We start from the raw sequence: 23,983 nt of genomic DNA, 5'->3' as shown, positions 1-23,983 counted from the left end.
CAATTGCGGGAAACTCACTCGCTTTCACCTCCGGTCGGCCCTGAAATGGCCGTCAGACACATGCCTGATGGCCTGATCCAGAACCTTGCGCAATGGTTGTTTCTGCAATGAAGCAACCATGTTTCGTGAGGATTAACGTCGCGTGTGCCGTGTAAGGGCTTTCATTCCAGGAGCGCGTCGACGAAGGCGGCCGGCTCGAACGGCGCCAAATCGTCGGGCCCTTCGCCGAGCCCGACGAGTTTCACCGGCACCCCGAGTTCCTGTTGGACGCGAAAGACGATGCCCCCCTTGGCCGTTCCGTCCAACTTGGTGAGCACGACACCGGTGATCTCGACGACGTCGGCGAAAACCCTTGCCTGGGCCAACCCGTTCTGCCCAATGGTGGCGTCGAGCACCAGCAGGACCTCGTCGACGGCGGCGCGACGTGTTACCACGCGCTTAACTTTGTCGAGCTCGTCCATCAGCCCGACCTTGGTGTGCAGCCGCCCGGCGGTGTCGATGAGCACGACGTCGGCGCCGGCGTCGATGCCCTTGTCGACGGCGTCGAACGCGACGGCCGCCGGATCGGCACCCTCGGCGCCGCGCACCACCTCGGCGCCCACGCGGAACGCCCACGTCTGCAGCTGGTCGGCGGCCGCGGCGCGGAAGGTGTCGGCGGCGCCGAGCACCACGCGCCGACCGTCGGCGACCAGCACGCGGGCCAGCTTGCCGACGGTGGTGGTCTTGCCGGTGCCGTTCACACCGACGATCAGCAGCACCGACGGGTGATCGGCGTGCGGCAGCGCGCGAATGGACCTGTCCATGCCCGGCTGCAGCTCCTTGATCAGCACGTCGCGCAGCACGGCCTTGGCGTCGGCCTCGGTGCGCACGTCGCTGCTGGCCAGTCGCTCCCGCAGCGCGCCGATGATCGAGGCGGTGACCACCGGCCCGAGGTCGGCGACCAGCAGCGTGTCCTCGACGTCCTGCCAGGCGTCTTCGTCGAGGTCACCGCCGCCGATCAGCCCCAGCATGCTGCGCCCGAGCGCGTTCTGCGAGCGGGCCAGCCGGCCGCGCAACCGCTCCAACCGGCCCTCGGCCGGCGCGATCTCCTCGATCTCGGGCGCCGGCGGGGCCGCGACGGGCGGGGCCTCCGCGACGGGCGGGGCTTCCGGGACCGGCGGGGCCTCCGGGGCCTCGGGTGCCGGTACGACGGGCGGCTCGGGCAGTTCGACTTCGGAGATGGTGCGCCGTGGCGCGTCCCGCGGAACGGTGGCGTCGTCGCCTACCGCGGGCAGGCCACTGGTGTCGAGCCGGTCCGTCGGGGTCTGGGTGAACGTGATCCCCGACGACGCGGTGTAGCCGCCGGAGCGGTCGAGGGCGCCCGGCTGCGGCCGCTCGGAGAAGCTGATGCGCCGCCGGCGATACCGCAGCAGGCCCAGGACCAGCGCGATGATGACGACCAGGGCGACGACGACCGCGACGGCGATCCAAAGACCTTGGGACACGCTCACATTGTTTCAAGCGGCCCGGTGCCGACTGATCAGGGGGCGACCAGCTGCTCCACCTGCTGGCCGCGCATGCGCTGGGAGATCACCGCGGTGATGCCGTCGCCCTGCATGGTCACCCCGTACAGCGCGTCGGCGACCTCCATCGTCGGCTTCTGGTGGGTGATAATGAGCAGCTGAGAGCGCGCCCGCAGCAGCTCGAACAGGCTGATCAGCCGCCGCAGGTTGGTGTCGTCGAGCGCGGCCTCCACCTCGTCCATGATGTAGAACGGCGACGGCCGGGCGCGGAAGATCGCCACCAGCATGGCCACCGCGGTCAGGGCCTTCTCCCCGCCGGACAGCAGCGAGAGCCGGGTGACCTTCTTGCCCGGGGGCCGCGCCTCCACCTCGATGCCGGTGGTGAGCATGTCGTCGGGGTTGGTCAGCCGCAGCCGGCCCTCGCCGCCGGGGAACAGCACCGTAAAGACTTCCCGGAATTCCCGCTCGACGTCGACGAAGGCGTCGCTGAACACCTGCAGGATGCGGGCGTCGACGTCGGCGACGACGTCGAGCAGGTCCTTGCGGGCGGCCTTGACGTCCTCGAGCTGGGTGGACAGAAAGTTGTAGCGCTCCTCGAGCGCCGCGAACTCCTCGAGCGCCAGCGGGTTGACCCGGCCCAGCTCGCCCAGCTCACGCTCGGCCCGTTTGGCGCGGCGTTCCTGGGCGGCGCGGTCGTACGGCATCGGCGCGGGGGCGACCACCTGCTCGCCGCGCTCGCGGGCCTGCTCGAACTCGGCCAGCTCCAGCTCGGTGGGCGGCAGCGGCACGTGCGGGCCGTATTCGGCGACCAGGTCTGCCGGCGCCATGCCGAACTGCTCCAGCGCCATCTGCTCGAGCTGCTCGATGCGCAGCGCCGCCTGCGCGTTGGCCACCTCGTCGCGGTGCAGCGAGTCGGTGAGCTTGGCCACCCGGGCGGTCAGCGCGTTGACCTCGTCGCGCACCGTTCCCAGGGCCGCGGACCGTTGCTGACGCTGAGCGGTGAGCGCGTCGCGGATCCCGGCGGCCGCGTCGACCACCCGGTTCAGCCGCTGCCCCAGCAGCCGCCCGGCGTCGGCCACCGCCGCCGCCACGGCCGCCGCCCGCAGCCGCGCCTCGCGCGCCTGCTGGGCGCGCAGCCGGGCCTCGCGCTCCGCGACGGCCGCGCGGCGCAGCGAATCCGCCCGGCCGCGCACCGCGTTGGCGCGTTCCTCCGCGGTGCGCACTGCCAGCCGCGCCTCCACCTCCACGCCGCGGGCGGCCTCGGCGGCCGCGGCGATCCGCTGGCGCACCTCGGCGTGGGTCGGCTCCTCGGCCTGGACGTGCTCGGTGTCCTGCGCGTTGCGCAGCCGGGTCTCCAGCGCGGTGACCTCGTCGACGGTCTGGGCGCGGCCGGACTCCAGCTCCTCGCGCTGCCGCAGCAGCGCGTTCCACTCGTCGTGCGACGTGCGGGCCTCCTGCCCGAGCCGGCCGAGCTGCTCGTACATCGCCGAGATCTCGGTGTCGGACTCGTTGAGGGCGGCCAGCGCCTGCTCCGCCGAGTCCTGGCGGGCGGCCTGCTCGGTCAGCGCGCCGGAGAGCGCCGCGCTGAGCTGGGCGACCTGCGCCTCGGCGGCGGCCAACTCGGCGCTGGCCTTGTCGATCGCGGACGCGACCTCCAGCGTGGACAGCTTGCGGTCGGAGCCGCCGCTCACCCAGCCCGCGCCCACCAGGTCGCCGTCGAGGGTGACCGCGCGCAGGCGGGGCTGCGCGCCGATCAGCGCCAGCGCCTGGTCCAGGTCGTCGACGACCGCGACGCCGGACAGCATGGCCGTGACCGCCCCGCGCAGCCGGGCCGGCGCCTCGATCAGGTCCAGCGCCCAGTGCGCGCCGGCGGGCGGCGCACCCTGCGCCGCGGGGTCGTGCACCGGCCAGTCGCCCAGGACCAGCGCCGCGCGGCCGCCGTCGGCCTGCTTCAGGGCGGCGACCGCGGACCGGGCCGCGCCGAACGTCTCGGCGGCCAGCGCGTCGGCCGCCGCGCCCAGCACCGCGGCCAGCGCCGCCTCGTAGCCGGGCCGGACCTTGACCAGCTTGGCGACCGGCCCCAAAAGCCCACCGCCCGAATGATTTTCGGTGAGCCAAGCCGCGCCGTCCTTGCGCTCGAGGCCCATCGACAGCGCCTCGATGCGGGCCCGCAGGGACGCCACCTGGCGTTCGGCGTCGCGCTCGGCGGACTGCAGTTCGGCGACGCGCTGGTCGGCCAACCGCAGCGCCGACACCGTGCGTTCGTGGTGCTCGTCGAGCCCCATCTCGCCCTGGTCGAGCTCCCCGACGCGGCCCTGCACGGTCTCGAATTCCGCGCGTGCCTGTTGGGCACGGGCGGCGGCCCGTTCGATGCGTTCGGACAGGCGGGCGACGCTGTCGTCGATCGACTCGACGCGGGCGCGCATGGTCTCCACCTGGCCGGCCAGCCGCGCCAGACCCTCGCGCCGGTCGGCCTCGGCGCGCACGGCGGCTAAATGCGCGCGGTCGGCCTCGGCGGCCTCGCGCTCGCGCTCGGCCAAGTCGGCGCGGGCGGCCTCCAGGCGGCTGCGGGCGCCGGCCAGCTCCGCCACCAGCTGCTGCTCGGCGACGGCGACGCGCTCGGCCTCGGCCTCCAGGGCGTCCGGGTCGGTGTCGCGGCGAGCCGGCGGTTCCACGTCGAGGTGCTGGGCGCGCTCGTTGGCGATGCGGACCGTGGCGGCCACGCGCTCGGACAGCGCCGATAGCGCGAACCAGGTGTGCTGCACCGACTCCGCCCGCACCGACAGCTCGGCCACCGCCGCCTCGTGTTCGGTCAGTTCCGCGGACGCGACGGCCAGCCGGGCGGCGGCCTGCTCGTGCTCGCGGCGCATGGCGGCCTCGGCCTCGAAGATGGCGTCCCGTTCGGTCTGCCGGTTGACCAGGTCGTCGGCGGCCAGCCGCAGCCGGGCGTCGCGAAGGTCGGCCTGGATGGTCTGCGCGCGACGGGCCACCTCGGCCTGGCGGCCCAACGGCTTGAGCTGGCGGCGCAGTTCGGTGGTGAGGTCGGTCAGGCGGGCCAGGTTCGCCTGCATGGAGTCGAGTTTGCGGAGCGCCTTTTCCTTGCGCTTGCGGTGCTTGAGGACGCCCGCGGCTTCCTCGATGAACGCGCGGCGATCTTCGGGCCGCGACTGCAAGATCTCGTCGAGCTTGCCCTGCCCGACGATCACGTGCATCTCGCGGCCGATGCCGGAGTCGCTCAGCAGTTCCTGCACGTCCATCAAACGGCAACCGCTGCCGTTGATTTCGTATTCGCTGGCGCCGTCGCGGAACATCCGCCTGGTGATCGACACCTCGGAGTATTCGATCGGCAGCGCGTTGTCGGAATTGTCGATGGTCACGGTGACCTCGGCCCGGCCCAGCGGGGCGCGCGAGGAGGTGCCGGCGAAAATGACGTCTTCCATCTTGCCGCCGCGCAGGGTCTTGGCGCCCTGTTCCCCCATCACCCACGCCAGGGCGTCGACCACGTTGGATTTGCCCGACCCGTTGGGCCCGACCACCGCGGTGATGCCCGGTTCGAACCGCAGAGTCGTCGGCGAAGCGAAGGACTTGAAGCCCTTCAGCGTCAGACTCTTGAGGTACATGGCGAGCCAGACTACCGCTGAAATCGCCGGGGCCAGCCGCACTGCGGGGTGTCGAAGCTGTCGAAAACCGGCCGGTGACGGAGGCTCGACGCAGGGGTCACAGCAGCCCCATCAGTCACGGATTCTGGGGTGCTGATGCCTTTCCCGATCCGCTAGCGCCAGCGCTAGCGGATTCGCAATTGATACATCGGGGCCGAAGTTGGTGCCACTGTGACTGGGGTGGCAGCCGATGCGGGCTCAGCGCTCGACGAATCCGTCGAACGGGTCCCCGGGCGGCGACCAGTCCGCGACCACTTTGTCGACGCGGCCCGGCCTCGGCGGCCACGCCTCGCCGCCTTCCAGCAGCGCCAGCAGCTTCTCCCCCGCCTCCCGCGGACCCCGCGCGACGACGAGGACGCGGCCGTCGGCCTGGTTGGCCGCGTAACCGGTGAGGCCCAGCTCGAGCGCGCGGCACCGCGTCCACCAGCGGAAACCCACGCCCTGCACGGCGCCGTGCACCCAGGCGGTGAGGCGGGCGTCAGGACCCGACGCGGGAGCCGACATCGGCGACCTCGAAGCTGACGTCGGTTCCGGAGGTGAGCGTGCGACCCACGGTGCAGACCTGCTCGATTGCCCGATTCACGACGACGAGCAGGCGTTCCCGCTCCTGCGGCGACAGCGCGGAGAGGTCGAGCTCGAGGGTCTCCTCGAGCCGCGGATAGCGTTCCTGCTCACGGTCGGCGGCGCCGGACACCCTGATCACCGCCGGATAGTCCTCGCCGAGCCGGCGCGCCAGCGGCAGGTCGCTCGAGAGCCCGCTGCACGCGGCGAGCGCGATCTTCAGCAGCTCGCCGGGAGTGAACACGCCGTCGACGTCCTCCGAGCCGATGAGCACCTGCGCCCCACGGGAGCTGCGACCCGTATAGCGGCGAGTTCCGGTGCGCTCTACCCACAAATCGGTCATGGGTCATTTCTACCGGGCCGCGCGGCGTCGACGCACTGGGCATACTGCACGTATGGCCACCGTCATCGCGTTTCACGCCCACCCGGATGACGAGGTGGTGCTCACCGGCGGCACGCTGGCCCGGGCCGCGGCGGCCGGGCACCGGGTGGTTGTCGTCGCGGCGACCGACGGCCGCGTCCACGAGGGGGACAATGGCCGTATCGGCGAATTACATTCCAGTGCAAGCATTCTGGGTGCTCAACGAGTGGAATGCCTGGGTTATGCCGACAGCGGATACGGCCCCGCGTTCTACCCCGACCCGCCAGGCCGGGTGCGGTTCGGGCGGGCCGATCTCGAGGAGGCGGCGGGACGGCTCGCCCAGATCCTGCGCGAGGAGGATGCCGATTTGTTGCTGAGCTATCAGCCCAACGGCGGTTACGGTCATCGCGATCACGTCCAGGTGCACCACGTCGGAAAGCGGGCCGCCCAACTCGCGGCGACACCGAGGCTGCTGGAAGCGACCATGCCCCGCGAATTACTGTGCTGGATCAGCGATCTCGCCGGGCTGGTGGGCCTGTCCGGCCCGTATCCCGCCGACATCGTGCGCACGGTCTACGCGCCTCGGGCGACCATCACCCATCGGATCAACGTGTTCCGGTTCGCCCGTCAAAAGCGGGACGCCTTCGGTGCACACCGCTCTCAGATCGGGACGACGGGGGTCGCCGCGCGTGCCTTCGACGTGCTGCTGCGGCTCCCCCCGCAGGTGTTCGGCATGCTATTCGGCCGCGAGTGGTTCGTCGACCCGACTTTACCCGCGGGCGCCACGCGCCGCGACATCTTCGACTGACGCTCAAACACGCGGGCGCAGTTGACATTTCGGGCAGTAGAACGACGACCGATTCATGAACTTCTCCCGACGGATCACGGCGCCGCAGCGGTAGCAGTTCTGGCCCTCGCGGCCGTAGACGTTGAGCGAGCGGTCGAAGTAGCCGGACTCCCCGTTGACGTTGACGTACAACGAGTCGAAGGACGTTCCTCCTTGGGCCAATGCGTCGCTCATCACCTCGACGGCGGCGTCCAGGACCGCCGCCAATTGGCGTCGGCTCAGGGCGGCCGCGATGCGGGCGCCGTTGACCTTGGCCCGCCACAGCGCCTCGTCGGCGTAGATGTTGCCGATGCCCGACACCACCTCCTGGTTGAGCAGCTGCCGCTTGATCTCGGAGTGCTTGGCGCGCAACGCCGTTACCACCGCGTCGCGATCGAAGCGGGGGTCCAGCGGATCGCGGGCGATATGCGCGACCGGCGCCGGAACCACGCTGCCGTCGACGGTCACCAGGTCGGCCAGCAACCACCCGCCGAAGGTGCGCTGGTCGGAGAAGCTCAGCACGGTGCCGTCGTCGAGCAGCGCGGAGATGCGGACGTGGTCGGCGCGGGGCACCTCCCCGAGCAGCATCTGCCCGCTCATCCCGAGGTGCACGACCAGGGCGGTGTCCGATTCCGGTGCCGGCCCCGCCGGCTCGCTGTCGAGCAGCAGCCACAGGTACTTGCCCCTGCGGTCGGTGCCGGTGATGCGTGCGTCGAGCAACCGGGCGGTGAGGTCCGCGGGGCCCGCTTCGTGGCGGCGCACCGCGCGCGGGTGGTGCACCCGCACCGCGGTGATCGTCTTGCCCACCACACGGCCTTGCAAGCCGCGGCGGACCACCTCGACTTCGGGCAGTTCGGGCATCTGGCGCGGGCGACCCTAGACCGACGTCTTGTCCGCGGTGCCGAGCGCTTCCAGCGTCTTCCAGGTGGCGGCCGCGGCCTTTTGCTCGGCCTCCTTCTTGGAGCGGCCGACGCCCGAGCCGTATTCGGCGTCCATGACGACGACCACCGCGGTGAACTCCTTGTCGTGGTCCGGGCCGGTCGACGTGACGATGTAGGAGGGCGCCCCCAACCCGCGCGCAGCGGTGAGCTCCTGCAGGCTGGTCTTCCAGTCGAGGCCGGCGCCCAGCGTCGGGGCCGCGTCCAGCAGCCCGGCGAACAGCCGCAGGATCACCTCGCGGGCGGTGTCGATGCCGTGTTCGAGGTAGATGGCGCCGAGCAGCGACTCCATCCCGTCCGCGAGGATGCTGGATTTGTCGGCGCCGCCGGTGTTCGCCTCCCCGCGGCCCAGCATCAGGTGCACGCCGAGGCCCTCGTCGGAAAGTTTGCGGGCGACGTCGGCCAGGGCCTGGGTGTTGACCACGCTGGCGCGCAGCTTGGCCAGGTCGCCCTCGGTCCGGTCGGGGTGCCGATGGTAGAGCTCGTCGGTGATCGTCAGGCCCAGCACCGCGTCACCGAGAAATTCCAGGCGCTCGTTGGTCGGCAGTCCACCGTGCTCGTAGGCGTAGCTGCGGTGCGTCAACGCCAGCGACAGCAACTCGTCGGACAGTCCCACCCCCAGCGCGTCGAGCAACACCTGGCGCGAGGTCACCGCTCCCCCCGCGGGCCGTCGGCCTCGGGGCTGAACATGTCGGCCAGCTTGGCCCACCGCGGGTCGATGCGCTCGTGCTGATGGCCGGGCTCGGCGGCCAGGGCGACGCCGCACTCGGGGCACAGGCCGGGGCAGTCCGGCGTGCACGTCGGCGAGAACGGCAGCTCGAGGCCCACGGCGTCGATGATCGACTGCTCCAGGTTGATCTTGTCGTCCACGATGTGGCCCACCTCGTCGTCCTCGGTGGTCGCTTCGGTGGTGCTGTTCGGGTAGGCGAACAGTTCGGTGATCGCGACGTGCACGCGGCCGTCGACCGCGGTCAGGCAGCGCGCGCACTCGCCACTGGTCGGGGCGGTCACCGTGCCGGTCACCAGGACGCCCTCCGACACGGATTCCAGGCGCAGGTCCAGCTCCAGGGGGGCGCCCTGCGCGATCGCGATCATGTCCAGCCCGATGCGCGACGGGCTGGGCACGGTGTAGCGCAGGGTGACCATGGCGCCGGGGCGCCGCCCGAGCCGGGTGATGTCGACGATCATCGGCGAGGCCGCAGGGCGCTGCGTGGTGGTGCTGTGCTGCCGCGTCATAAGGCAAATCCTACGGCGCCGACCGCGTAACGCCAGGGCACCGCTGCCGCCCCGGTCCGGAGTCCCTAGCGCACGGCGTAGTCGTGCGTGCCGGCGGCCGTCCGCAGTTGGTGACGGCCGCGGCCCACCGACCGCAGGGTGCCGTTGAGGAACTCCTCGAACTCGGCCAGCTTGTTGTCGACGTAGATGTCGCATTCGCCGCGCAACCGGTCGGCCTCGGCGTGCGCCGTGTCGATCAGGCGGGTGGCCTCGGAGTTCGCGGCCTGCACCACCTCGTTCTGCGACACCAGGCGCTGCTGCTCCTTGATGCCCTCCTGGACGGCCTTCTCGTAGGAGATGTTGCCGTTCTCCAGCAGCCGGTCGGCCTCGGCCTGGGCGCGCCCGACGGCGGCCTCGTACTCCCTTTTGGCCGCCGTGGCGATGCGGATGGACTCCTCGCGCGCCTCGCCGACCATTCGCTCGCTGTGCTGCCGGGCCTCGCTGACCATCCGGTCGGCCTGCGCCTTGGCGTCGGACAGCAACCGGTCCGCCTCCGCGCGGGCGTGGTTGAGCATCGACTCGGACTCGGTGGTGGCCGAGGAAACCATGGAATCGGCATGCGTCTTGGCGTCGGACAGCATGGAGTCGCGCGCGTCCAGCACGTCCTGCGCGTCGTCCAGCTCGCCCGGGATCGCATCCTTGATGTCGTCGATCAGCTCGAGCACGTCGCCGCGCGGGACGACGCAGCCGGCCGTCATCGGAACGCCGCGGGCTTCTTCCACGATGGCGCTCAACTCGTCGAGCGCTTCAAAGACTCGGTACACAGCCATGCCCTCCTGGCGTCTGCGAAGATCTGTTGTTACCAGTGTGCCTGGTGTTATCACTGTGACAGCGGTGGCGACACCGGTGTGTCGGGCTTTTCCCTCCCGCCGGGCAAAGCCGTGCTATCCCGCCATTCTAGAGAGCGCGGCGGCGCAACGGCCTGGCCACGAGCCCGTCGTCCAGCCGGTTGGCCTGCCTCGCATACCCCCACCCGGTATGATCTGAAGGTGGCGCCCCTCGAGCGCGTAGGGAGGATCTGTGACGGTGTTGGCAGCGGTCGGCCACGCTTTGGCGCTCGCCGGATCGATGACCTGGGAGATCCTGTGGGCGTTGATCCTGGGCTTCGCCCTGTCGGCGGTGGTGCAGGCCGTGGTGCGACGGTCGACGGTGGTGGCCCTGCTCGGTGACGATCGCCCCCGGACGCTGGCGATCTCGGCCGGTCTGGGCGCGGCGTCGTCATCGTGTTCCTACGCCGCGGTGGCGCTGGCGCGGTCCCTGTTTCGCAAGGGCGCCAACTTCACCGCCGCCATGGCCTTCGAGATCGGCTCGACGAACCTCGTGGTGGAGCTGGGGATCATCCTGGCGCTGCTGATGGGTTGGCAGTTCACGGCCGCCGAGTTCGTCGGAGGGCCGCTGATGATCGTGGTGCTGGCCGTGCTGTTCCGGTTATTCGTGCGGTCGCGATTGGTCGACGCGGCCCGCGAGCAGGCCGACCGGGGCATCGCCGGGTCGATGGAAGGTCATGCGGCGATGGACATGTCGATCCAGAAGGACGGCCCCTTCTGGCGAAGGCTGTTCTCGGCGGAGGGCTTCACGTCGGTGTCACACGTGTTCGTCATGGAGTGGCTGGCGATCCTGCGCGACCTGGTGCTGGGCTTGCTCATCGCCGGCGCGATCGCAGCTTGGGTGCCCGAAAGCTTCTGGCAGAGCTTCTTTTTGGCCGATCATCCCGGATGGTCGGCGCTGTGGGGTCCGATCGTCGGACCGCTGGTGGCGATCGTGTCCTTCGTCTGCTCGATAGGCAATGTGCCGCTGGCGGCAGTGCTGTGGAACGGTGGCATCAGCTTCGGCGGGGTCATCTCGTTCATCTACGCCGACCTGCTGATTCTGCCGATTCTGAACATCTACCGGAAGTACTACGGCACCAGGATGGCGCTGACGTTGCTGGGCACCTTCTACACCGCCATGGTGTGCGCGGGTTACCTCGTCGAATTACTGTTCGGCACAACGGGTCTCATTCCGAGGCAACGCAATGCCACGGTCATGGAAGCGTCCGTGTCGTGGAATTACACCACCTGGTTGAACATCGCGTTTCTTCTCCTCGCGGCAGTGTTGATCGTCCGCTTCGTCACCTCGGGCGCAGCGCCGATGCTGCGGATGATGGGCGGCTCCCCCGATCCCGGGCACGAGCACGGGTGCCACTGACGGGCGCTTTGTGCGCCGGGGTTGCGGAGCTCCTCCACACCATCGACGGCGCGGCGTGCGGCGGTTACGGTTGCGGAAGCCGCACGTCGAGCACCGTGCAGCGCCCGGCGACGGCCTCGGCGAGCGCCCACGCGACGGCCTCGGCCATGTCGTCAGCTGACGGCACCACGCGGCCGCTGCCGCCGCAGGCCGCCGCCAGGGCGGCGTAATCGGTGTCCGGCGCCAGCTGGGTCTCGGGAAAATCGTTCTCGTGCACGGAGATTCCGTCGGGATAGAGGTCCATGACGGGACGCTTGGACGCCCAGTAGGAATGGTTGTTCAGCACCACCGTGACGAATGGCGCGCGATAACGGTGCGCCGACCACAACGCCGCGGTGGGCACGCTGAAGTTGAAGGAGCCGTCACCGCAGATCGCGACGACCGGCGCGTCGGGGGCAGCCAGCTTCACACCGAACGCGCCGCCCAACACCCATCCGAGTGCGGGTGCGCCAGTGTCGAAGAAGCGTCCCGGCGGCCGGAGCACCTGCCGGCCCACGGCGGGCCGATTGGTCACCGCCTCCTCGACCACGATCGCGTCCTCGGGCAGCGCGCGGTTCAGCGCGGCGAGCATGGCGTCGGGGGCGTCGGCGTCCGCGTCGGACGCGGCGCGTCGCGCATGCTCCACGCGGCGTTGTGCGATGTCGGCTTCGGCGTCCCGCCGGCGCGCCGCCCACCGCTCGCGCGAATCGTCGGTGCTCAACCGCCGCAAGGCCTGCTCCAGCAAGGGCAGCGCCGCCCGGGTGTCGGCGGTCAGCGCCACCTCCACCGGATACGTCCACAGCGGCATGCCGGCCTTGACGGGATCGGCGTCGATCTGCACCACCCGGGCGTGCTCGGGCGGGGCGAGTTGTGTTGGCACCCAGGGCACTTCGGAGTCGAGGAGCAACACCGCGTCCGCGGTCCGCAACGGGGACGGGTCACCCATCAGGTGCAGCGGGTGCCCCAGCGGCAGATTCGCGCGATCGCCCTGATCGAGCACCGGCGCACCCAGCAACTCGGCAATGCGGGCCAGCACCGTGGCGTTCGCCGGATCCGCGGCGGTTCGCGACGTGACGATGACGACCCGGTCCGCCTCGGCCAGGATGCCCGCCAGCCGCTCCAGGCCGCCGGGATCCGGTCCGGGCGGCACGGCCGGCGGCAGCCGGCGCGGCAGCTCGCCGGCGCCCGGCTCCATGAGGGACTCCCGGGGCAGCATCACGTACGCGGGGCCCGTCGGGCTGGATTGCGTCACCTGGAAGGCGCGACGCACGATCGGGGCCAGCTCGCGGCCGCGCGGAACCTCCATGTGCCACTTGACGTAGTTGCGCACGACGGCGGCCTGGTCGAGTTGCTCCTGCTGCCAATGGATGAACGTGTCGCGATGGCCCCGCACCTCGGGCGCCGCGCTGTAGGGCGTGCGCCCGGCGAACATGACGACGGGTGTCCCGTTGCGCTGGGCGTTGTGCAGCTGGCAGCCGAGGTTCAGCGTGCCCGCATCCACGTGCACCATCACGGCCTGCGGCCGCCCGCTGACCAGGTGATGGCCGATGGCGGCCGCTAGCGCGATGCTCTCGTGCACGCACAACACCGCCCGCGGGCTGGGCGAACCGGCGGCGCGCGCGGCGGCCAACGCCTCCTGCAGCGGCGCGGAATCGGTCCCGGGGTTGATGAAGAAGTGCGACACCCCCTCGTCGGCGAGGAGCGCGACCAGGTCGGCGGCGGCCTCCGAATCGCCGGTCATATCTTGAGGATTCGCTCGGCGTTGCCGTGCGCGATCTTCTCCCGGTCATCGGGTTGCAGCGTCGCGCGCTCGAACCCGTCGACCGCCTCCCGCGAGGACTCGTAGGGGTAGTCGACCGAGAACATGATGGCGTCGGCGCCCACTTCCAGCACCGCGCCCAACAAGGCGGCCGGCGAGAACACGCCGCTGGTGGTGAACACGACGTTGGTGCCCAGATACGCCGACGGCGGACGTTGCAGCCGGTAGTCGGTGTTGATGGTGGCGTACCGCGAGTCCAGGCGGCTGCGTTGGTAGGGCAGGAATTCGCCCATGTGCCCCAGAATCAGTGTCGCCGAGGGATGCCGGTCGAACACGCCGCTGCACAGCACCCGCAACGCGTGCCCGGACACCTCGGCGGCCCAACTCCACATGGCGCCGTAGAGCTCCGGGTGACCGTTCAGCACGTGCCAGTCGTCGGCGGGCGGCGCGCCCGGATGCAAATACAGTGGCACGTCAAGGGATTCCAGGGCTTCCCATACCGGCTCGAACAGCGGCTCGTCGAGGTAATGACCGCCGAGGTGATCGTTGATCAGCGCCCCGCAGAAGCCCAACTCGTTGACGCAGCGCTCCAGCTCGGCGACCGCCGCGGCGGGGTCCTGCAACGGAAGAGCGGCGAAACCGCGGAACCGGCTCGGGTGCTCGGCAACCACTTGCGCCAGATAGTCGTTGGCGCGCCTGGCGTTGTCCCGCGCGGTGCCCGGATCCAGGTCGGCCTGCAGGCCCGGGACGGTCAGCGACAGCACCTGGATGTCGATGCCGGCCGCGTCCATCTCCGGTAACCGGTACTCGGTGAAGTCGGGCAGCTTGCGCAGCCAGTCCTGGACATAGGGCGTCACCCGCGACGACAACCGGGCCATGGGGTCGGCGATCCCCGGTATCGAGAAAGCCTCCTCGAGCGCGATGTATTTCACCAGCCGTGCCCCTTCCGCCGACTCCCACTTGACAGCGGCGGGTACCCGCTGGGCGCCGGGATACTCCGGGTCGCCGTCGGCCTCGTCAACCAGCTTGCCGCAGAACGCTTTCCGCGTCGAACGGCCGGCCGGCCGTCAAGACCGCTCGGAGCGCCTCTGGCGGATCCGTCGATTCACGGGTTCGGGCAGCAGCTGGGACACGTCGCCACCGAGCATCGCCACCTCTTTGGCCAGCGACGACGACACGAACGAATACTGCGGGGCCGTGGCGACGAAGAAGGTGTCGACGCCGGCGATGTGCTTGTTCATCTGGGCCATCTGCAACTCGTATTCGAAGTCGGTGCCGGTGCGCAGGCCCTTGACGATGGCGGTCATGCCGCGGGAGGTCACGAAGTCGACCACCAGCCCCTGACCGGCTTCCACCCGCAGATTGTCCAGGTGCGTCGTCGACTCGTTGATCATGGCGATCCGCTCGTCGAGGTCGAACATGCCCTTCTTGGCGGGGTTGACCAGGATCGCGACCACAACCTCGTCGAACTGGGCGGACGCCCGTTCGAAGACGTCGATGTGGCCCAACGTGACCGGGTCGAACGACCCCGGGCAGACCGCGCCGGTCACGGCGCGCACCGATGCCGGTACGGAGCTGCGGCTGAACGCATGACAGACGACGTTACACGGCCCTCAGAGCCGCTCGGCGAGCTCCAATCGGGTGTCGCCGTAGACCCGCTGCGGCCATTGCGACCAGTCGGAAGGCCAGGTCAGCGGCGGGCTTGAGGTCGCCCGTTCGACCACCGCGACGGTCCCCGCCCGCGTCCAGCCGTGATCCCGCAGCCCGGCGAGCACGGCCTCGACGTCGGCGGCGGCCAGCTCGTACGGCGGGTCGGCCAGCACCAGGTCGACGGCGGCGCCGGCGCCGGCCGCCACGACCGCGGCGACCGCGGCCCGGCGCAGCGTCGCCCCGGGCAGCCCGACGGTGTCGATGTTGCGGGCGAGCACCGCGGCGCTGCGCGCGTCCGACTCGACGAACACCGCGGTGGCGGCCCCGCGCGACAACGCCTCCAACCCCAGGGCACCCGACCCGGCGTACAGGTCCAGGACCGCGAGCCCGTCCAGATCCAGCCGGGCGGAAAGGATGTTGAACAGCGATTCGCGCACGCGATCGGTGGTCGGCCGGGTGCCCCGGGCCGGCACGGCGAGGCGTCGGCCGCCGGCTACACCGCCGATGATGCGGGTCACCGGCGCACCCCTACAGCAGCGTGGACCAATAGTCCCAGAACCGCGCCATGATCAGCAGAAACACCGCGGTGAACCACAGCGCGGCGATCGACCAGCGCCACTGGTAGAGCAGGGCCACCGGGCCGCTCTGCGGCAGCACCGGCCGGGCCGCGATCGACGCGACCACCACGAGCAGCGAGATGGTCACCACCCACACCACCATGCAGTACGGGCACAGCGCGTTGATGCGGTACAGGCTCTGAAAGATCAGCCAGTGCACGAAGGCGGCGCCGATCAGCAATCCGACCGTCAGGCCTACCCAATACCAGTGCGGCAGCGGCACTTTCGTCACCGCCAGGAGACCGGTGACGACCACCACGGCGAAGGCGACCAGCCCCAGCAGCGGGTTCGGGAATCCCAGCAGCGACGCCTGCGGCGTGACCATCACCGAGCCGCACGACAGGATCGGGTTGATGTTGCAGGACGGTACGTACGCCGGGTTGAGCAGAATGTCGATCTTCTCCACCGTCAGCGTCATCGACGCGGCCAGCCCGACCGCCCCGGCGATCAGCACCCACCAGGCGCTCGGCGCGGGAACGCGGGGAGTCAGGTCGCCGGCGGACGCGGCGGTGGGCGCCGACACCGCACCGGTCACGCAGCCGCGGGGGCGGCGGCGCCGTCGATGCCGGGCACGTCACCCACGATCTGCTTGATCTTGCTGACCAGCGCGTCGGGCGTGGACGGCTCGTAGTCGTCGCCGTTGATCTTGATGGTGGGCGTCGCGGTGATCTTCGCGGCGGCCGCCTCACCGGTGACCTTCGACAGGTACTTGCCGCTGTTGATGCATTCCGGCACCTTGCCGACGACACCGGCTTCGCGCGCCAGCTCGATCAGGCGGGCGTTGTCCGGGAACGTCTTGCCGGTCTCGCTGGGCTGGATGTCGCTGCTGTACAGCGCGGAGTGGAACCGGCGGAACGCATCGAGATTCTCGTCGGCCACGCACAACGCGGCGGCGCCGGCCCGCGACGAGTAGTTCTGATTCCTGGCGCTGTCCAGGATCGACACCATGTTGTAGTCGGCGGCGATGGCGCCGATGTCGATGAGCTTGCCCACGGTCGGCCCGAAGGTGCGCTCGAAGTTGCCGCAGGCGGGGCACAGGAAGTCCTCGTAGAAGGCGACGGTGGCCTTCGGGTTGGACGTGCCCGGCTGGGTCACCAGCTTGCTCGACGTCACCCGCACCGAGTCGCCCGGACCGGCGGCGGCGGTCTTCTTGTGGTGCGACGTGACGATGTAGAAGACCAGCGCGACCGCGAAGATCACGACGAACGCGGTGCCGCCGATCTGCACCAGCCGGCCGGACTTCCCGTTGGAGGCCGACTTCATGTCGAATCGCGGTGGACGCTTGGATTTGTCGGCCACGGGTTCTCCAGCTCCTTGCTCGGGGTGTCGGCGCGCCGGTGACGGGGGCGATCCGACGAGGCGCCTTCAGATTACCGGCGCCCGGGTCAGGCCCGGCTCAGGTGGGCGCGCAGCGCGGAGATCAGTTCACTCGTGGCCACGGCGCTGTCGCCGCCCAGCTTGAACAGGTTGGCGAAGCCGTGCGTCAACGTGCCCAGGTAGCGCAGGTCTACCTCGGTGCCCGCGGCTCGCAGCGCCGCCGCGTAGGCCTCGCCCTCGTCACGCAGGGGGTCGAAACCCGCGACGGCGATCAGCGCGGGCGGCAGTCCGGCCAGCGACTCGGCCAGCGCAGGCGACACCCGCGGGTCGGTGGCGTCGATGCCGCTGCCCCGCAGGTACTGGGAGGTGAACCAGTCGATGTCGCGCTTGGTCAGCAGGAAGCCGCGTGAGAACAGCGTCAGCGAGCGGCCCTGCGCGGTGAAGTCGGTGCGCGGGTAGAGCAGCCACTGCAGCACCGGGGCCGGGCCGGCCTCGTCCCGGGCCCGCTGACTCACCACGGCGGCCAGGTTGCCGCCGGCGCTGTCCCCGCCGACCGCCACCCGTCCGGGTACCGCGCCTAGCTCGGCGCCGTGCTCGTAAGCCCAGGTGAACGCCGCGTAGGCGTCCTCCAGCGCGGCCGGGGCGGGGTGCTCGGGCGCCAGGCGGTAGTCGATCGACAGCACGTGGATCCCGGCGTCGCGGCAGATCAGCCGGCACAGTGCGTCGTAGGTGTCCAGGTCGCCCAGCGTCCAGCCGCCGCCGTGATAGAAGACCAGCAGGGGCGCGGCGTCCCCGCCGGGCGGGCGGTAGTGGCGCGCGGGGATCTCCCCGGCCGGACCGGGCAGGGACAGGTCCCCGACGCCGACGTGGATCTGCGGGCCCGGCATGCTCACGCTCGTTTCGCGCAGCGAATCCCGTGACACCCGGGGGTCGTCGTCGACGACCAGCCCGTCGATGCCGACGGCGCGCAGCCCGGACAGCATCACCTGCAGGGTGGGGTCGAGCGTGTTGCCGTCGATGATGACCGACCGGCCGCGCACCAAGCCCCGCCGCAGCGCGGTCGGGACCCACGGAATGACCTTCACGCCGACCGTGGTGGCCGTGCGCTGCAGGCGGCTGGTCAACCGCAGCGGCGGCTGCTTGGTCCCCGGGGCCGGCGCGGCAGAAACGCTTGCGGACGAGCTCGCAGTCATGGACGACCCCCTTGAACACAGGTATTGAGCAGCAACGGCGGTCGATTATTCGGTCCCGCCGTCGTCTCGATCCGTCGCGGCCTCCCGAACGGCCGGCGACCACGCGGGAACTGGCGGGGCAGCGCCGCCCGACCAACGCTACTGCAGTGCCACAGGCGCGGCGCGCACGCGGTAAGCGAAGCCGCCCCGGACGACCGCCAGGAAAATGTGCGGCCGCGTCAGGTGTCGATCACCGCGAATTACCCCCTGGGTAATATCGTGGACCGCAAGTCGGTGAACCCCTCCACGCGATTGCGAGCGACTCGATGTGCTCGATGCCGGTCGCGGCGCCAAGCGGCGCTGATCGGCAGGCGCCGGGTTCGCCGCACGACGACGGGCTTCGACTTGGTCGCAAGACCCGACCTTCAAAATGCATAGGCAGGTGAATGACGATGACTGGCGAGTCGGGCACCGCCATACCGTCCATAGCTCTTAACGACGAGAACACGATCCCGGCGCTCGGCCTGGGGGTCGCGGACCTCTCCGACGATGAGACCGAACGCGCCGTCTCGGCGGCGCTCGAGCTGGGTTGCCGGCTCATCGACACCGCGTCGGCCTACGGCAACGAGGCCGCCGTCGGCCGCGCGATCGCCGCCTCCGGGATCCCGCGCGCCGAAGTGTTCGTCACCACCAAGCTGGCCACGGCCGATCACGGTTTCAAGCGGTCCGAGGAGGCCTTCCAGGAAAGCCTCGAACGGCTCGGCCTGGACTACGTCGACCTCTACCTGGTCCACTGGCCGGCGCCGGCCAAGGGCGAGTACGTCAACTCCTTCGGCGGCCTGATCCAGGTCCGGGGCAACGGGCTGGCGCGGTCCATCGGTGTCTCGAACTTCACCGAGGAGCACCTGACGGACGTCATCGACCTGACCTTCGTCACCCCCGCGGTCAACCAGGTGGAGCTGCACCCGCTGCTCAATCAGGAGGCGCTGCGCAAGACCAACGCCGAGCACAACGTGGTCACCCAGTCCTACACCCCGCTCGTGCTGGGCAAGCTGAACGACAACCCGACGGTGACGTCGGTCGCCGGCGAGTACGGCAAGACGCCGTCGCAGGTGCTGCTGCGGTGGAACCTGCAGTTGGGCAACTCCGTGATCTTCCGCTCGGCCAACCCCGAGCACATCGCCGCCAACCTCGACGTGTTCGACTTCGAGCTGGCCGCGGAGCACGTCGAGGCGATCAACGGCCTGAACGACGGCACCCGGCTGCGCCCGGACCCCAACACCTTCGAGGGCTAGGGAGCCGGCCGGGACTCACGCCGCCGGGCAGGTGGCGGCGGCCCGGCGCAGGGGGTCCACCGAAGGCTGGTCCACCGGCAGCGCGTAGCCGCGCAGCACGGCGATGAACTGCATGGCGTACTGGCAGGCGAACGCGGCGTTGGGCGGCATCCACAACGCCGGCGGCGAATCCCCCTTGTCCTGGTTGGCCTGACCGTCGACGGCCAGCAGGTTGGCGGGGTCGTTGGCGAAGCGCAGCCGCTCGGCGGCGGGCCAGCCGGCGGCGCCCATGTCCCACGCGTAGGCCAGCGGGACGATGTGGTCGATCTGCACGGCCTCGCCGACCTTCGGGCCGCGGGCGAAGGCGATCGTCTTGTTGGTGTACGGGTCGTGCAGGACGCCGGTGGCCACCGCGTCGGGGCAGCGCTTGACCGGCACGTAGGTCTTGTCGACCAGGTCGCGGTTGAGGATGTCGTCGCGGGTGTCGCAGCCGTTGTGGCCCAGGGGGGCGTCGTTGTCGTCGTCCCAGGCGTCGCCGAACGCCGCCCGCCGATAGTCGTAGCGGTGCACCCGCAGCGGGACCACCGGGATGCCGGCGAGAACGTCCGCGCCCGGCTGCACGGTCGGGACGTCGGCACGCGCGGAGTACTCCCGCGCGTGCCGGGCCGCCGTCGAACCCACCGTCTGATAGGCCACCACCACCGCCAGCAGCGCGGCCGCCGACAACCACAGCAGCACCCTGCGGTGGGCGGTCACGACTTGTCCAGGTATTCGATGCGGTCGGTGTTGGTGAACGGCGCCGCCAGCAGCGCCAGCCCCGCGTCACCGGGGTCGCGCTCGTAGGCCTGCACGCAGTGAGCGCGGGCGGCCTCAATGATGTCGAGGTGGTCGGCCAGCGAGAGCAGCCGCAGGGTGATCGCCCGCCCCGATTGGATGTTGCCCAGCACGTCGCCCTCACGCCGTTCCTTCAAATCCAGGTCGGCGAGCGCGAAGCCGTCGAGCGTCTCGGCGACGGCGCGCAACCGCCGACCCGCCGGCGACTGCGCCGAGGACCAGGTGGCCAACAGGCAGAGGCTGGGATGTTGGCCGCGGCCGATGCGCCCGCGCAGCTGATGCAGCTGGCTGATGCCGAACCGGTCGGCGTCCATCACCACCATGACGGTGGCGTTGGGCACGTCGACACCCACCTCGATCACGGTGGTGCACACCAGGACGTCGGTCTCCCCGGCGCGGAACGCCGCCATCGCCGCATCCTTCTCCTCGGCCGGCAGCCGGCCGTGCATCAGCCCGAGCCGCACCGCGGCCAACTCGTGCGCGCGCAGCCGCGCGTACAGGCCCTCCGCGGTCTCCGACGGCCGCGCGCCCTGCTCGCCCTTGTCCGCGTCGTCGGTCTCGTCGATCCGCGGGGCCACCACATACGCCTGCCGGCCCGCCGCGACCTCCTCGGTGATGCGCCGCCAGGCGCGGTCCAGCCAGGCGGGCTTGTCCTTGACGAAGATCACGTTGCTCGTGATCGGCTGGCGTCCGCGCGGAAGTTCGCGCAGCGTCGAAGTTTCCAGGTCGCCGTACACGGTCAGCGCCACGGTGCGCGGGATCGGTGTCGCCGTCATGACCAGCAGATGCGGCGTGATGCCCGGACGGGCCTTGGCGCGCAACTGATCTCGCTGCTCGACGCCGAACCGGTGCTGTTCGTCGACCACCACGATGCCCAGGTTGTCGAATTGGACCGCGTCCTGCAGCAGCGCGTGGGTGCCCACGACGATCCCGACCTGGCCGCCGGCGATCTCGGCGCGGACCTGTTTCTTCTGCGCCGCGGTCATCGAGCCGGTGAGCAGCGCGACCCGGGTGGCCGCCCCGCCGTCGCTATCGGCGCCACCCAGCTGACCCGCCATCGCCAACGGGCCCAGCACGTCGGTGATCGACCGAAGGTGTTGGGCGGCAAGGACTTCCGTCGGCGCCAGCAGGGCGCACTGGTAGCCGGCGTCCACCATCTGCAGCATGGCCAAAACGGCGAGGATCGTCTTGCCGGAGCCCACCTCACCCTGCAGCAGGCGATTCATGGGGCGGGTCGCCGCGAGCCCGTCGGACAGCACCGCGAGCACCTCGCGCTGCCCCGCCGTCAGCTCGAAGGGCAGCCGGCCCAACAGCTCGTTGACCAGGCCGTCGGGCCGCGGCGGCGCCGGCGGGCCCGACTCGGACAACTCGCCGTGGCGGCGCGCCACCAGCGCCCATTGCAGCCCCACCGCCTCGTCGAATGTCAGCCGCTGACGCGCCCGCTGGCGCTGCGCGCCGTCCTCGGCGAGGTGCACGGCCCGCAGCGCCTCGTCCTCGGAGATCAGGCCGAGCCCGTCGCGCAGGTCCGCGGGCAGCGGGTCGGGCACCGGATCGAGCACGTCGAGCACCTGGCGGATGCTGGCGAAGATGGTCCAGCTCTGCAGCTTCGCGCTGGCGGCGTAGATGGGAAAGAAGTGGCCCTCGTAGGCCTCGGCGATGTCCTCGCCGCTGGTGGCGTGGGAGGTGTCGGCGATGCTGCGCAGCGAGGCGGTACCCCGGTTGCGCCCGTCCGGGGTTTCCAGCAGCAGAAACGCCGGGTGTGTCAGCTGCATGACGTTGCGGAAGAAGCCGACCTCGCCGGAGAGCATCACCTTGGTGCCCGCGGTGAGCTCCTTCTTGATGTAGTTCGCGTTGAAGAACGTGGCGGTCACCTTCGCGCGGCCCGAGCCGAGGGTGATGCGGTGGCACAGCCTCTTCGGGTTCTTCTTCATCGGGAACGTCTCGGTGTCCGAGATGGTGTCGATGATCGTGATGTGCTCGCCCGCCGGCGGCCGCTCGGAGTCGACGCCGTCCGCGCCCCACCGGCTCGCGCCCTCGACGTAGCTGCGCGGGTAGTGGCGCAGCAGGTCGTTGACGGTGCGGATGCCGAACACCTCGTCGAGCAGGTCGGCGACCTTGGCGCCCACGACGAAATCCAGCCGATCGCTCAGCGACACCACGGCTACTCGACCCCGATCAGCAGCGCGTCGCCGTGGTGGCCGGTGCGGTAGGTGACCAGCTCGGTGCCGGGGTGGTGGTCGTGCATGTGCTCTTCGAGGATGTCGCCCACGGCGGCGGCGTCCTCGTCGGTGTCGACGCCCGCGCCCAGCAGCACCGTCACCAGGTCCCCGCCGGACGCCAGCAGCAGGTCGAGCAGGCCGATCGCCGCGCCGGTCACGTCCGGGGCCACGATCAGCACCTCGTCGCCCGCGATGCCCAGGCCGTCGCCCGGCCGGCAGCGCCCCGCCCAGGTCAGCGCGCTCTCGGTCGCGGTACGCACCGACCCGTGCCGCGCCGCCCCGGCGGCCCGCGCCATGGTGTAGCCGTCGTCGACGGCCTGCCGGCCGGTCTCGTGCACCGCCAGCGCGGCCAGGCCCTGCACCATCGACCCCGTCGGGATCGGCACCACGTCGATCCCCCACCCGATGGCCGCGGTGCACCCGGCGACCAGCTCCTCGGCGGCGACGTAGCCGTTGGGCAGCACCATCACCTGCGCGGCGCCCGTGTCGACGACCGCCCGCATCAGCTGGTGCGCGCTGATGGTGGCGACCGCCGTTTCGCGCTGCAAGACGGCGGCGCCCTCGCCGGCGAACAACTCGGCGGCCCCGTCGCCGTCCACCACCGCCAGCACCGCCCGCTCCCGGGTCCAGCCGCCCGCGGGCAGGCCGTTGCTGCCGGAGTTCAGCGCCGAGATCACGATGCGGCTGAGCCGGCCGGCCGTCAGCCCGGCCTCGACGGCGGCGCCCGCGTCGTCGGTGTGCACGTGCACGGAGTAGGTGCGCTGCGCCGACGACGGCGCGGCCGCGATGCCCACGGAATCGCCCAGTTCCCCGAGCCGGTCGCGCAGGGCGTCGGCCGCGTCGGCCGCGCAGCCGTCCAGCAGGTACATCACCTCGAACTGCGGGGTGGGGCGCTCGGCGGTGGCGGGCTGGGGCTCCCGCGGCGACGGCTCGTAGACCGTGCGGACCGGCGCCGGCCCCGCGACCGTCGACCGCAGCGCGTCCAGCAGCACCAGCAGACCGCGGCCCCCCGCGTCCACCGCGCCGGCGTCGGCCAGCACCTCGAGCTGCTCGGGTGTCTTCTCCAGCGCGACCACCGCGGCGTCGCCCGCGGCGACGAGCGCAGCGGGCAGCCCGTCCCCGCCCCGCGCGCAGTCCTGCACGGCGCGGGCGGCCGCCCGCAGCACCGACACGATGGTCCCCGGGATCTCCTCGCCGCCCATCGAGGCGATCACCAGTTCCACCCCGCGCTGCAGCGCGGCCCCCAGGACGTCGGCGTCGATGTGGGTCAGTCGCCCGCCGGCGTCGGCCGCGACGGTGGCGGTGACGTCGGCGATGCCGCGCAGGATCTGCGACAGGATGACCCCGGAGTTGCCGCGGGCGCCGTTGAGGGCGCCGGTCGACAGCGCCGCCGCCGCGCGGGCGGCGCACCGCGGGCCGGCCTCGGACCCGGGCTTGACCTCGGCTTGCACCTCGGCCAGGGCCGAGCGCATGGTGAACAGCATGTTCGCGCCGGTGTCGGAGTCGGCGATCGGGAAGACGTTCAGGCGGTTGATCTCGTCGATGTGGGTGATCAGGTCGGAGACGGCGGTGTGCGCCCAGTCACGCAGCGTGACCGCGTCCAGCAGGCGGCCCTGCGCGGCAGACGCCGTCGCGCGCGAAGTGCCCACCCGACCCACCTCCTCAAGCCTCCCGACGCGGCCCCCGGTGCGCGCCAGCGTAGCCCGGCGCCACCCGGTCCGGCCCACCTCGACCACCACCCTTCCGGCGCGGCGCGCCGCCCATTGAGCCTAGCCAGCGGCGGCGACGGGGGCGGTGACCGTTTTGGTGGTTGC

21 protein-coding genes are annotated in these 23,983 nt (G+C 71.0%); 3 read left to right on the top strand and 18 right to left on the bottom strand.

Going from position 1 to position 23,983, the window contains the following annotated elements:
- Positions 1-161: 161 nt before the first annotated feature.
- The 4 genes from ftsY to A5700_RS15745 form a co-directional block, all read right to left on the bottom strand.
- Positions 162-1,484: a signal recognition particle-docking protein FtsY gene (gene ftsY, locus A5700_RS15760; RefSeq protein ID WP_068068238.1), complete on the bottom strand. Its 1,323-nt coding sequence runs from the start codon at positions 1,482-1,484 to the stop codon at positions 162-164.
- Positions 1,485-1,519: 35 nt separating this feature from the next.
- The gene (smc, locus tag A5700_RS15755) at positions 1,520-5,122 is read right to left on the bottom strand and encodes a chromosome segregation protein SMC (protein ID WP_068204835.1); all 3,603 of its coding nucleotides are present in this window, start codon (positions 5,120-5,122) and stop codon (positions 1,520-1,522) included.
- A gap of 237 nt (positions 5,123-5,359) precedes the next feature.
- Positions 5,360-5,665, bottom strand: coding sequence for an acylphosphatase (locus A5700_RS15750; RefSeq protein WP_068072001.1), 306 nt, complete (start codon positions 5,663-5,665; stop codon positions 5,360-5,362).
- Positions 5,640-6,065, bottom strand: a complete 426-nt coding sequence (locus A5700_RS15745; RefSeq protein WP_068072002.1) for an OsmC family protein — start codon at positions 6,063-6,065, stop codon at positions 5,640-5,642. Before A5700_RS15745 ends, A5700_RS15750 begins: the two co-directional genes overlap by 26 nt.
- Positions 6,066-6,117: 52 nt before the next feature.
- Here A5700_RS15745 and A5700_RS15740 point away from each other — a divergent pair, with 52 nt between their 5' ends.
- Entirely contained in the window at positions 6,118-6,891 is a 774-nt protein-coding gene (locus tag A5700_RS15740) for a PIG-L deacetylase family protein (protein ID WP_068072004.1), read from the top strand.
- Positions 6,892-6,894: 3 nt separating this feature from the next.
- On the opposite strand, the gene mutM is transcribed toward A5700_RS15740, so the two are convergent.
- The 4 genes from mutM to sepIVA form a co-directional block, all read right to left on the bottom strand.
- Positions 6,895-7,770 (bottom strand): DNA-formamidopyrimidine glycosylase, encoded by an 876-nt coding sequence (gene mutM, locus A5700_RS15735; protein WP_068072006.1) that lies wholly within the window; start codon positions 7,768-7,770, stop codon positions 6,895-6,897.
- Between the two features lie 15 nt (positions 7,771-7,785).
- Positions 7,786-8,499, bottom strand: coding sequence for a ribonuclease III (gene rnc / locus A5700_RS15730; protein ID WP_068072007.1), 714 nt, complete (start codon positions 8,497-8,499; stop codon positions 7,786-7,788).
- Positions 8,496-9,083: a DUF177 domain-containing protein gene (locus tag A5700_RS15725; RefSeq protein ID WP_197502889.1), complete on the bottom strand. Its 588-nt coding sequence runs from the start codon at positions 9,081-9,083 to the stop codon at positions 8,496-8,498. The genes rnc and A5700_RS15725 overlap by 4 nt, the downstream gene beginning before the upstream one ends.
- 65 nt (positions 9,084-9,148) lie before the next feature.
- The gene (gene sepIVA / locus A5700_RS15720; RefSeq protein WP_068072009.1) at positions 9,149-9,886 is read right to left on the bottom strand and encodes a cell division protein SepIVA; all 738 of its coding nucleotides are present in this window, start codon (positions 9,884-9,886) and stop codon (positions 9,149-9,151) included.
- 256 nt (positions 9,887-10,142) lie between these two features.
- On the opposite strand from sepIVA, the gene A5700_RS15715 reads away from it, so the two are divergent.
- Complete coding sequence (locus tag A5700_RS15715; RefSeq protein ID WP_082960575.1) at positions 10,143-11,309, top strand: permease; 1,167 nt, start codon at positions 10,143-10,145, stop codon at positions 11,307-11,309.
- Between the two features lie 64 nt (positions 11,310-11,373).
- Here A5700_RS15715 and A5700_RS15710 read toward each other — a convergent pair whose 3' ends face one another.
- From A5700_RS15710 to A5700_RS15680, 7 genes are all read right to left on the bottom strand, one after another.
- A complete protein-coding gene (locus A5700_RS15710) occupies positions 11,374-13,068 on the bottom strand; it encodes a thiamine pyrophosphate-requiring protein (protein WP_068072012.1) in 1,695 nt (564 codons plus the stop codon).
- On the bottom strand, positions 13,065-14,018 hold the full coding sequence (locus A5700_RS15705; protein ID WP_068072014.1) for an amidohydrolase family protein: 954 nt from the start codon (positions 14,016-14,018) through the stop codon (positions 13,065-13,067). Before A5700_RS15705 ends, A5700_RS15710 begins: the two co-directional genes overlap by 4 nt.
- 135 nt (positions 14,019-14,153) lie before the next feature.
- Positions 14,154-14,636, bottom strand: coding sequence for a pantetheine-phosphate adenylyltransferase (coaD, locus tag A5700_RS15700; protein ID WP_068072076.1), 483 nt, complete (start codon positions 14,634-14,636; stop codon positions 14,154-14,156).
- A 63-nt stretch (positions 14,637-14,699) separates the two neighbouring features.
- Complete coding sequence (gene rsmD / locus A5700_RS15695; RefSeq protein WP_068072015.1) at positions 14,700-15,254, bottom strand: 16S rRNA (guanine(966)-N(2))-methyltransferase RsmD; 555 nt, start codon at positions 15,252-15,254, stop codon at positions 14,700-14,702.
- A 10-nt stretch (positions 15,255-15,264) separates the two neighbouring features.
- Entirely contained in the window at positions 15,265-15,888 is a 624-nt protein-coding gene (locus tag A5700_RS15690; protein ID WP_068072017.1) for a vitamin K epoxide reductase family protein, read from the bottom strand.
- On the bottom strand, positions 15,885-16,652 hold the full coding sequence (locus A5700_RS15685; protein ID WP_068072020.1) for a DsbA family protein: 768 nt from the start codon (positions 16,650-16,652) through the stop codon (positions 15,885-15,887). The genes A5700_RS15690 and A5700_RS15685 overlap by 4 nt, the downstream gene beginning before the upstream one ends.
- Positions 16,653-16,738: 86 nt before the next feature.
- Positions 16,739-17,863, bottom strand: coding sequence for an alpha/beta hydrolase (locus A5700_RS15680; RefSeq protein ID WP_068072022.1), 1,125 nt, complete (start codon positions 17,861-17,863; stop codon positions 16,739-16,741).
- Between the two features lie 431 nt (positions 17,864-18,294).
- Between A5700_RS15680 and A5700_RS15675 the strand changes: the two genes are divergently transcribed.
- On the top strand, positions 18,295-19,137 hold the full coding sequence (locus tag A5700_RS15675; protein ID WP_068072024.1) for an aldo/keto reductase: 843 nt from the start codon (positions 18,295-18,297) through the stop codon (positions 19,135-19,137).
- Positions 19,138-19,152: 15 nt separating this feature from the next.
- Here A5700_RS15675 and A5700_RS15670 read toward each other — a convergent pair whose 3' ends face one another.
- Genes A5700_RS15670 through A5700_RS15660 form a run of 3 tightly spaced genes read right to left on the bottom strand, consistent with a single transcriptional unit; the run spans position 19,153 to position 23,773 of the window.
- Positions 19,153-19,872: an HNH endonuclease family protein gene (locus A5700_RS15670; RefSeq protein WP_068072026.1), complete on the bottom strand. Its 720-nt coding sequence runs from the start codon at positions 19,870-19,872 to the stop codon at positions 19,153-19,155.
- On the bottom strand, positions 19,869-22,109 hold the full coding sequence (gene recG, locus A5700_RS15665) for an ATP-dependent DNA helicase RecG (protein WP_068072028.1): 2,241 nt from the start codon (positions 22,107-22,109) through the stop codon (positions 19,869-19,871). The genes A5700_RS15670 and recG overlap by 4 nt, the downstream gene beginning before the upstream one ends.
- 2 nt (positions 22,110-22,111) lie before the next feature.
- Entirely contained in the window at positions 22,112-23,773 is a 1,662-nt protein-coding gene (locus A5700_RS15660; protein WP_068072078.1) for a DAK2 domain-containing protein, read from the bottom strand.
- Positions 23,774-23,983: the final 210 nt, after the last annotated feature.

It is taken from the genome of Mycobacterium sp. E1214, assembly GCF_001666755.1.
Lineage (GTDB): Bacteria > Actinomycetota > Actinomycetes > Mycobacteriales > Mycobacteriaceae > Mycobacterium.
The sequence above is the reverse complement of the archived record's forward strand: the minus strand, read 5'-3'. Positions and strand labels throughout refer to the sequence as shown.